We start from the raw sequence: 9,624 nt of genomic DNA on the forward strand, positions 1-9,624 counted from the left end.
TTTGGGTACCCCCGCCAGCGCCGCCACTTGCAGGCCGTAGGAGCGGCTGGCCGCCCCCTCCTGCACCGCGTGCATAAAGGCGATGGTGTCGCCGTGCTCCACCGCATCCAGGTGGACGTTGGCCAGCCCGCTCATCAGCTCCGGCAAGCGGGTCAGCTCGAAGTAGTGGGTGGCAAACAGGGTGTAGGCGCCAATCTTGCTCGCAAGCTGCTCGGCGCAGGCCCACGCCAGCGAGAGACCGTCGTAGGTGCTGGTGCCGCGGCCAATTTCGTCCATCAGCACCAGACTGCGGGCGGTGGCGTTGTTGAGGATGTTGGCGGTCTCGGTCATCTCCACCATAAAGGTGGATCGGCCGGAGGCGAGATCGTCCGATGCCCCGATGCGGGTAAAGATGCGGTCGATGGGGCCGATGCGGGCGCTGTCGGCGGGGACGAAGGCACCGATATGGGCCAGCAGCACGATCAGCGCGGTCTGGCGCATATAGGTCGATTTACCGCCCATGTTGGGGCCGGTGATGATCAGCATCCGCCGCTCCCGCTCCAGCCGGATCGGGTTGGCGATGAAGGGGTCGGTCATCACCTGCTCCACCACCGGATGGCGGCCCGCCTCGATGATGATCTGATCCTCGTCGATGAGGGTGGGGCAGCGATAGTCGAGGGTCTCGGCCCGCTCGGCCAGGTTGGCCAGCACGTCCAGCTCCGCCAGCGCGGCAGCAGACTCCTGCAGCTCGCCAAGGTGCGGCAGCAGAGCATCGAGCAGCTCCTCGTAGAGGCGTTTCTCCAGCGCCAGCGCCTGCGCCTGGGCGGTGAGCACCCGATCCTCGTACTTCTTCAGCTCGTCGATGATGTAGCGTTCGTTGTTCTTGAGGGTCTGGCGGCGGATGTAGTGGGCCGGCACCAGATGGCTGTTGGCGCGGCTCACCTCGATATAGAAGCCGTGCACCTTGTTGTAACCCACCTTGAGGGTGTTGATGCCGGTCAGCAGCTTCTCCCGCTCCTCGATGCGGGCGAGGCTGGCGGTGGCGCCGTTGGCCAGATCCCGCAGCTCGTCCAGCTCGGCGTTGAACCCTTCACGGATCACGCCGCCATCGCGGATCAGCACCGGCGGCACCTCCATCACGGCGCGCTCCAGCAGGTCGAAGAGCTCGGGGAAGGTGCTGGCCCGCTCGCGCAGCTGCTGCACCGCCTCGTGCTCGCTCTCCGCCAGCAGGCGTTGCAGTTCGGGCAGCTGGGCGAAAGCCTGCCGCAGCCGGGTGAGATCGCGCGGACGGGCCGAGCGCAAGGCCAGACGCGCCAGCACCCGCTCCACATCGCCGACCTGACGCAGCAATCCGCCCAACTCGTCATAGAGGTTCTGCTCGATCAGCTCCTTGATGGTGCTCTGGCGACCTTTCAGGATCACCCGATCGCGGATCGGCTGGTGGATCCAGCGCTTGAGCAGCCGGCTGCCCATCGGCGTGGCGGTGCAGTCCAGCACGGCGGAGAGGGTGTTGTCGTGACCGCCGGCCAGATTCTGGGTCAGCTCCAGATTGCGGCGGGTGGCGGCATCCATGATTACCGCGTGATCGGGCTGCTCGAGGCGCACGCTGCGAATGTGGGGCAGGGCGGTGCGCTGGGTGTCCTTGACGTACTGCATCAGGCAGCCGGCGGCGCACAGGGCGGTCTCGCTCTGCTCGACGCCAAAGCCCACCAGATCCTGGGTACCGAATTGTTGGCAGAGCAGCTTGCGGGCAGTCCCGAGCTCGAACTCCCACTCCGGGCGGCGGCGCAGACCGCGGCGACCCTCGACGTGGTGCAGGAAGGCGAACGATTCGGGGTAGAGCAGCTCCGCCGGGTTGGTGCGCTGCAGCTCCGCCAGCAGGGTCTCTTCTTTTTCGAACTGGTTGATGAAGAAGCGGCCGGAGCCGATGTCCATGGTGCCGTAGCCGAAGCGGCGGCCATCGTGGTAGACGGCGGCGATCAGGTTGTCCTGTCGCTCGCTGAGCAGCGCCTCGTCGGAGACGGTGCCCGGGGTGATGATGCGAATGACCTTGCGCTCCACCGGCCCCTTGCTGGTGGCGGGATCCCCCACCTGTTCGCAGATGGCGGCCGATTCGCCGAGCTGCACCAGCTTGGCCAGATAACCCTCGATGGCGTGATAGGGAACACCCGCCATAGGGATGGGGCTGCCGGCCGACTGGCCGCGCTTGGTCAGGGAGATGTCGAGCAGCTGGGAGGCTTTGCGGGCATCGTCATAGAACAACTCGTAGAAGTCGCCCATCCGGTAGAACAGCAGGATCTCCGGGTTCTCGGCCTTGAGGGTCAGATACTGCTGCATCATGGGCGTGTGGGCGCTGAGATTGGCGCTTGGCGCGGCGCCAGTAGCTTGGTGTTGTGCGGTCATGTTCTATTCCAGAAGGGGCCTCTGCGGGCCCGGGTCTGCGGTGATGAGCCTTGAGCTTGATGGCGCCATTCTACACATAAGCGCCGCGCCGGGGGAGGTTGGCTCACGTCACCATTTGGCTGATGCGAGTCATCTGCCTTGTGATAATCAGCTCAGTTGCGAGGGGCTGCGGCGGGATCGCATAATGTGCCCTTTCCACGAATCAGAAGGAGCTGTGATGAAACTGGACGCAGAGATAGAGCACCTCGCCATCGAGCTGGGGCGGGCCCTTGGTCAACGGGGCTGGCTGGCGGCGACCGCCGAATCCTGTACCGGCGGTGGGGTGGCTACGGCCATCACCGACATCGCGGGTAGCTCCGGCTGGTTCGATCGCGGCTTTGTCACCTACACCAACGAGGCCAAACAGCAGATGCTGGGGGTGAGCCGCGAGAGCCTTGAGCGGCACGGCGCGGTGAGCGAGGCGGTGGTGCTGGAGATGGCCCGCGGCGCGCTGGCGCACTCGTCTGCCTCCATCAGCGTTGCTATCAGTGGTATCGCCGGCCCCGGCGGCTCCACCGAGGGCAAGCCGGTCGGCACCGTCTGGTTCGCCTGGGCCGACAGCAATGGCCGCCACCACTCCCTGCTGGCCCGCTTCGACGGGAATCGCCGGCAGGTGCGCCAGCAGGCGGTGAGACAGGCCTTGTCGGGTCTGTTGGCCCTGCTCAGATAAATTGGGCTTGATACTGTATGAATAGACAGTATACTTAGCCCAACTTCATTTTTTACTCACGATTTCCAGCGGAGATTGGCATGGATCAGAACAAACAGAAGGCACTGGCGGCTGCGCTGGGTCAGATTGAAAAGCAGTTCGGCAAAGGCTCCATCATGCGTCTGGGCGACAGCAAGACCATGGATATCGAAGCCATCTCCACCGGCTCCCTCTCTCTGGACGTGGCACTGGGGATCGGTGGTCTGCCGTGCGGTCGTATCGTCGAGATCTACGGCCCGGAATCTTCCGGTAAAACCACCCTCACCCTGCAGGTGATCGCCGAAGCCCAGAAGAAGGGCAAGACCTGTGCCTTCGTCGATGCGGAGCACGCGCTGGATCCCATCTATGCCGCCAAGCTGGGCGTTAACGTCGACGACCTGCTCATCTCCCAGCCGGATACCGGTGAACAGGCGCTGGAGATCTGCGACATGCTGGTTCGCTCCAACGCCGTTGACGTCATCATCGTCGACTCCGTGGCGGCCCTGACTCCGAAAGCGGAAATCGAAGGCGAGATGGGTGACTCCCACGTTGGCCTGCAGGCCCGTCTGATGTCCCAGGCGCTGCGCAAGCTGACCGCCAACATCAAAAACGCCAACTGCCTGTGCATCTTCATCAACCAGATCCGGATGAAGATCGGCGTCATGTTCGGCAGCCCGGAGACCACTACCGGCGGTAACGCGCTCAAGTTCTACGCCTCAGTGCGTCTGGATATCCGTCGTACCGGCGCCATCAAGGAAGGTGACGAAGTGGTCGGTAACGAGACCCGCGTCAAGGTAGTGAAGAACAAGGTGGCTCCTCCCTTCAAGCAGGCCGAATTCCAGATCTTCTACGGTGCCGGTATCTCCAAAGAGGGCGAGCTGGTTGACCTTGGCGTCAAGCACAAGCTGATCGACAAGGCGGGTGCCTGGTACAGCTACAACGGCGAGAAGATTGGTCAGGGCAAGGCCAACGTGATGAAGCTGTTTGCCGAGAACAAGGCGCTGGCTGGCGAAGTGGAAGCCAAACTGCGCGAGCTGCTGCTCTCCGGTGCCGTACCTGTCGATGACAAGGCTGCACCAGTTGAGGCAGAAGAGTTCGATGCCGAAAGCGAACAAGAGTTCGAATAAGGAACAAAGGAAGGCCGGGTAGATACCCGGCCTTGTTATTTATGATGGTAGATGAATCCGTGACCGAACCGCTCGAGCCCGCCGAGCCGACCTTTGCCGAACAGCTGGCCGCTGCCCGCGGCTATGCCATGCGCAGTCTGGCCCGCCGCGAGAGTGCCGAGTCGGAGCTGGCCAGACGCCTGCGCCAGCAGGGCTATCAGGAAGATGTGATCGAGGCGGTGGTCGACTATTGCCGCGGTTATAACTGGGTCAATGACGAACGCTATGGTGCCATGGCGGTGCGGGCCGGTGCCGCCAAGGGACATGGCCCGCTCAAGATCCGTTTCGACCTGCGCCGCAAGGGGCTGGACGATGGCCAGATCGATGCCGCCTTCGAGCAACCTGAGCTGGACTGGTTCGAGCTCGCCTTCGAACTATTGGAGCGACGGGCAAAAATTGCCGATCTGGCCGATTTCAAGCTGCGGATGAAGTGGCTCAAATATCTGCTGGGGCGCGGCTTCACCCAGGATCAGGCCCGTTATGCCATCTCGGCCCTGCAGGAGCGGGAGGAGTAACGCCACTGCGTGGCAACAGTCGTTTTACCTCTTCTTGTGGCAGGTTTTTCCTGCCGGCTCAGTAGGTTGCGAGCGCAATTCCGAAAAAGCAGCCTTTTGTTCATCTCATCCCTCTTTATGCGCTGCTTTTTTGCCTCTCGACAGTGAAAAAAGCCACTGTGAGCAGTGGCGCTCTTTTCTGGCCCGTTTATGTGCGCTTTTTCGCCCGTGGCGGCCCTGTCCGTTTTACTTTACCCCGCAGAAAACTTACATTAATGCGGTTAAAAGTCCGTATTCGAATCAAGCAGGATTTTCCATGTATATGTCCACGTCAGAGATTCGCGCTGCGTTTCTCGAGTATTTCCGTTCCCAGGGGCACCAGGTTGTCTCCTCCAGCTCGCTGGTACCGCATAACGACCCGACCCTGTTGTTTACCAACGCGGGTATGAACCAGTTCAAGGACGTGTTCCTTGGCGCAGACAAGCGTGCCTACAATCGCGCGACGACTTCCCAGCGTTGCGTGCGTGCCGGTGGTAAGCACAACGATCTGGAAAACGTCGGCTATACCGCTCGTCACCACACCTTCTTCGAAATGCTGGGCAACTTCAGCTTCGGTGACTACTTCAAGCAGGATGCCATCAAGTTTGCATGGGGCTTCCTGACCGAGGTGCTGCAGCTGCCGAAAGATCGCCTGCTGGTAACCGTCTACGCGACTGACGATGAAGCTTTCGACATCTGGGAAAAAGAGGTCGGTGTCCCGGCCGATCGCATCGTGCGCATCGGTGACAACAAGGGCGCCCCTTACGCTTCCGACAACTTCTGGGCGATGGGCGATACCGGCCCGTGCGGTCCCTGCACCGAGATCTTCTATGACCACGGCGATCACATCTGGGGTGGCCGTCCCGGCTCACCGGAAGAGGATGGCGACCGTTTCATCGAGATCTGGAACGTGGTGTTCATGCAGTTCAACCGTCAGGCTGACGGCACCATGGAGCCGCTGCCGCGTCCGTCCGTGGATACCGGCATGGGGCTGGAGCGTATCTCCGCCATCATGCAGGGTGTCCACTCCAACTATGAAATCGACATCTTCCAGGCGCTGATCAAGAAAGCGGCCGAGATTGTCGGCACCACCGATCTGAGCAACCAGTCCCTGCGCGTCATCGCTGACCACATCCGCTCCTGCGCTTTCCTGGTGGCAGATGGTGTGATGCCGTCCAACGAAGGTCGTGGCTATGTGCTGCGTCGCATCATCCGCCGCGCCGTGCGTCACGGTCGCAAGCTGGGCGCGACCGATGTCTTCTTCTACAAACTGGCTGCCGAGCTGGCAGTGCAGATGAAGGATGTTGCTGCCGAGCTGATCGCCCAGCTGCCGCTGGTCGAGCGCGTGCTGCGCATCGAAGAGGAGCAGTTCGTCCGCACTCTGGATCGCGGTCTGCTGCTGCTGGAAGATGCTCTGGCCAACCTGGGCGATGCCAAGGTTATTCCGGGCGAAGTGGTGTTCAAGCTCTATGACACTTACGGCTTCCCGGCCGACCTGACTGCCGACGTGGTGCGCGAGCGCGAGATCGGCATCGATGAAGAGGGCTTCAAAGCTGAGATGGAGAAGCAGCGTGCTCGCGCCAAAGAGGCCTCCAGCTTCGGCGTGAACTACAACGAGATGCTCAAGCTCGACTTCGAGACCCCCTTCACCGGTTACAAGACCCTGAGCGAGCGCACTCGCGTGGTCGGTATCTACAAGGGTGTGGAAGAGGTGAGCGGTCTCATCGCCGGTGACGAAGCTGTCATCGTGCTGGAAGAGACCCCCTTCTACGCCGAGTCCGGCGGCCAGATTGGCGACAGCGGTACCCTGAAAGTGGACGACGGCATCTTTGCCGTGACCGACACCCTGAAAGCGGGCAAGGCGATCATCCACAAGGGCTACATGGAGCTGGGCACCCTGGAGAAAGGGGCCGAGGTTGAGGCCGTGGTGGACGCTGACCGTCGTCAGGCCATCGCCCTGAACCACTCAGTGACTCACCTGCTGCACGCAGCTCTGCGTCAGGCGCTGGGCGAGCATGTCACCCAGAAAGGTTCTCTGGTTGGAGCCGAGCGCATGCGTTTCGACTTCTCCCACTTCGAGGGGCTGACCATGGCGACCATTCGCCGGGTCGAGGAGCTGGTCAACAACCAGATCCGCGCCAACCACGAAATCACCACCCAGCTGATGGATCTGGAAGCGGCCAAGTCCGCCGGTGCCATGGCGCTGTTTGGTGAGAAATATGAAGACGACGTGCGTGTTGTGCGCATGGGCGACTACTCCACCGAGCTGTGCGGCGGTACTCACGCCAAGCGCACCGGTGATATCGGCTTCTTCAAGATCATCGCCGAGAGCGGCATCGCGGCTGGCGTGCGCCGTATCGAAGCGGTGACCGGCAAAGCGGCCATCGACTTCATGCATCAGGTTGGCGAGCAGATCGAAGAGGCAGCTGCACTGGTGAAAGGTGACCAGTTCTGCATCGCCGACAAGGTTCGCCAGATGCTGGACAAGGCCAAGATGATGGAGCGCGAGCTGGAGCAGCTCAAGGCCAAGCTGGCCGCTCAGGCCGGTAACGACCTGCTGGGTCAGGTGATCGAGATCAACGGTCAGAAGGTGCTGGTTGCAGCGCTGGAAGGGGCCGATCCGAAATCCCTGCGTGGCATGCTGGACGAGCTGAAGAACCAGATGAAGTCCGGTGTCGTGCTGCTGGCCACCTGTGCCGACGGCAAGGTCAACCTGATCGCCGGTGTTACCAACGACCTGACCGGCAAGGTCAAGGCCGGTGAGCTGGTCAATCTGGTTGCCCAGCAGGTGGGTGGCAAGGGCGGTGGCCGTCCGGACATGGCACAGGCGGGTGGTACCCAGCCTGAGGCGGTGCCGGCAGCGCTGCAATCCGTTCACTCCTGGCTGGAAGAGCGCCTGTAATCGGGCGAGGTGATCTGTGGCACTCTATGTACAGAAGTACGGCGGCACCTCGGTCGGCACACTGGAGCGGATCGAGGCGGTAGCTGAGCGGGTCGAGCAGACCCGCGCCCAGGGACACGACGTGGTGGTGGTTGTCTCCGCCATGTCGGGCGAAACCAACCGGTTGCTGGGCATGGCCCAGCAACTGGATCCTGATGCCAACCGGCGCGAGATGGATGTACTGGTCTCCACCGGTGAGCAGGTCACCATAGCGCTGCTGGCCATCGCGTTGAACAAACGCGGTTGCCCGGCGGTCTCGATGACTGGCGATCAGGTTCGGATTCATACCGATTCCGCCTATGGCAAGGCGCGCATCACCCACATCGACACCGAGCTGGTTCATGCCGAACTGGCTGCGGGCAAGGTGGTGGTGATCGCCGGTTTCCAGGGCCGTGACGAGCATAACGCCATCACGACGCTGGGCCGCGGCGGTTCGGATACCACGGCAGTTGCCGTGGCGGCGGCCATCAAGGCCGATGAGTGCCAGATCTTTACCGATGTGGATGGGGTATACACCACGGATCCGCGCATCGAGCCCAAGGCTCGTCGTCTCGACACCATCACCTTCGAGGAGATGCTGGAGATGGCCAGTCTCGGCGCCAAGGTGTTGCAGATCCGCTCGGTGGAGTTTGCGGGCAAGTACCGCGTCCCGCTGCGGGTGCTGTCGAGCTTTGTCGACGGAGAGGGAACCTTAATCACATATGGAGGTGAGAGGATGGAAGCTCCCCTGGTATCCGGGATCGCTTTTAACCGCAACGAGGCCAGCCTGACCATTCTGGGTGTGCCGGACAGACCGACCGTGGCTGCGCAGATCCTGAACCCGATCAGCGACGCCAACATTGATGTCGACATGATTGTGCAAAATACCCTGGGAGATGGCACCGCCGACTTTACCTTCACGGTGAATCGTGACGACTACCGCCGTGCCCGTGCGCTGCTGGAGGAGACCGCGACCGAGTTGGGCGCCTCCTGCGTGCAGGGGAATGGCGAGATTGCCAAGGTCTCCATTGTCGGTGTCGGCATGTGGAACCATCCCGGTGTTGCGCGCACCATGTTCAAGGTATTGGGCGAGGAGGGGATCAACATGCAGTTGATTTCTACCTCTGAAATCAAAATCTCGGTGGTGATTGACGAGAAGTATCTGGAGCTGGCGGTGCGGGCCCTGCACGCCGCTTTTGGATTGGATCAAGCGCCCCAAGAGCAGCCTTTGGGCTAACAATCGCTGATTGATTTAGTTTCAACCATTTACCATATCGGTATCTTTGTAAGATAATGTCGCATATCGATATAAAAACAAAACAGGATACAGGAGCAAGCGAATGCTTATTTTGACTCGTCGTGTAGGGGAAACCCTGATGATTGGTGATGAAGTGACTGTCACCGTACTGGGCGTTAAAGGTAACCAGGTCCGTATCGGTGTTAACGCGCCGAAAGAGGTCTCCGTACACCGCGAAGAGATCTACCAGCGCATCCAGGCTGAGAAAGTACCGGGTCAATCCGGCTTCTAAGCGGCTTTAATGGCTGTGACAAGGCGACACCTCATGTGTCGCCTTTTGTTTTTTTAAGGCCAGGCAAAACCGCGCTGCAAGGTGCAAAAGAGCGGGATAAGTGTCGATATTGTTTGAATATTCCACGCTTTGGCCAAATGCTGAGCGAACACGCTTTTTTCTCCAAAAAAGTGTTTGACTAAAAATCCCTGTGAAGTATTATCAGCCCCGCAAACGGAGAGGTGGCCGAGAGGCTGAAGGCGCTCCCCTGCTAAGGGAGTATGCGGCTTATACCCGCATCGGGGGTTCGAATCCCCCCTTCTCCGCCATTTTGCGCCCGTAGCTCAGCTGGATAGAGTACCTGGCTACGAACCAGGTGGTCAGAGGT

The 9,624-nt window shown here is 61.0% G+C and carries 7 protein-coding genes and 1 tRNA gene; 7 read left to right on the forward strand and 1 reads right to left on the reverse strand.

Annotated features, from left to right (window positions below):
- On the reverse strand, window positions 1-2,382 hold a 2,382-nt coding region (gene mutS / locus AAHA39_RS20495; protein ID WP_342690038.1), incomplete at its 3' end, for a DNA mismatch repair protein MutS.
- A gap of 217 nt (window positions 2,383-2,599) precedes the next feature.
- Here mutS and pncC point away from each other — a divergent pair.
- The 7 genes from pncC to AAHA39_RS20530 all read left to right on the forward strand — a co-directional run bounded on the left by pncC (window position 2,600) and on the right by AAHA39_RS20530 (window position 9,565).
- A complete protein-coding gene (pncC, locus tag AAHA39_RS20500) occupies window positions 2,600-3,091 on the forward strand; it encodes a nicotinamide-nucleotide amidase (RefSeq protein ID WP_320655436.1) in 492 nt (163 codons plus the stop codon).
- An 80-nt stretch (window positions 3,092-3,171) separates the two neighbouring features.
- Window positions 3,172-4,236 carry a recombinase RecA gene (recA, locus tag AAHA39_RS20505; RefSeq protein ID WP_104016529.1) on the forward strand — a complete coding sequence of 355 codons (1,065 nt, stop codon included), beginning with the start codon at window positions 3,172-3,174 and terminating at the stop codon, window positions 4,234-4,236.
- Between the two features lie 44 nt (window positions 4,237-4,280).
- A complete protein-coding gene (locus tag AAHA39_RS20510) occupies window positions 4,281-4,790 on the forward strand; it encodes a regulatory protein RecX (RefSeq protein WP_320655686.1) in 510 nt (169 codons plus the stop codon).
- A gap of 295 nt (window positions 4,791-5,085) precedes the next feature.
- On the forward strand, window positions 5,086-7,710 hold the full coding sequence (gene alaS / locus AAHA39_RS20515) for an alanine--tRNA ligase (RefSeq protein ID WP_042033273.1): 2,625 nt from the start codon (window positions 5,086-5,088) through the stop codon (window positions 7,708-7,710).
- A gap of 16 nt (window positions 7,711-7,726) precedes the next feature.
- Window positions 7,727-8,965, forward strand: a complete 1,239-nt coding sequence (locus tag AAHA39_RS20520) for an aspartate kinase (RefSeq protein ID WP_041210820.1) — start codon at window positions 7,727-7,729, stop codon at window positions 8,963-8,965.
- Between the two features lie 103 nt (window positions 8,966-9,068).
- Window positions 9,069-9,257, forward strand: coding sequence for a carbon storage regulator CsrA (gene csrA / locus AAHA39_RS20525; protein ID WP_005305164.1), 189 nt, complete (start codon window positions 9,069-9,071; stop codon window positions 9,255-9,257).
- Window positions 9,258-9,472: 215 nt separating this feature from the next.
- A tRNA-Ser gene (locus AAHA39_RS20530) sits at window positions 9,473-9,565 on the forward strand.
- Window positions 9,566-9,624 lie beyond the last annotated feature (59 nt).

The organism is Aeromonas sp. SE22 (assembly GCF_038739755.1).
In the GTDB taxonomy this organism is placed as follows: domain Bacteria; phylum Pseudomonadota; class Gammaproteobacteria; order Enterobacterales; family Aeromonadaceae; genus Aeromonas; species Aeromonas jandaei.

Coding starts and splice junctions, on each gene's coding strand:
- pncC (WP_320655436.1), top strand. CDS start 2,600: ATGAAACTGGACGCAGAGATAGAGCACCTCGCCATCGAGCTGGGGCGG.
- recA (WP_104016529.1), top strand. CDS start 3,172: ATGGATCAGAACAAACAGAAGGCACTGGCGGCTGCGCTGGGTCAGATT.
- AAHA39_RS20510 (WP_320655686.1), top strand. CDS start 4,281: ATGGTAGATGAATCCGTGACCGAACCGCTCGAGCCCGCCGAGCCGACC.
- alaS (WP_042033273.1), top strand. CDS start 5,086: ATGTATATGTCCACGTCAGAGATTCGCGCTGCGTTTCTCGAGTATTTC.
- csrA (WP_005305164.1), top strand. CDS start 9,069: ATGCTTATTTTGACTCGTCGTGTAGGGGAAACCCTGATGATTGGTGAT.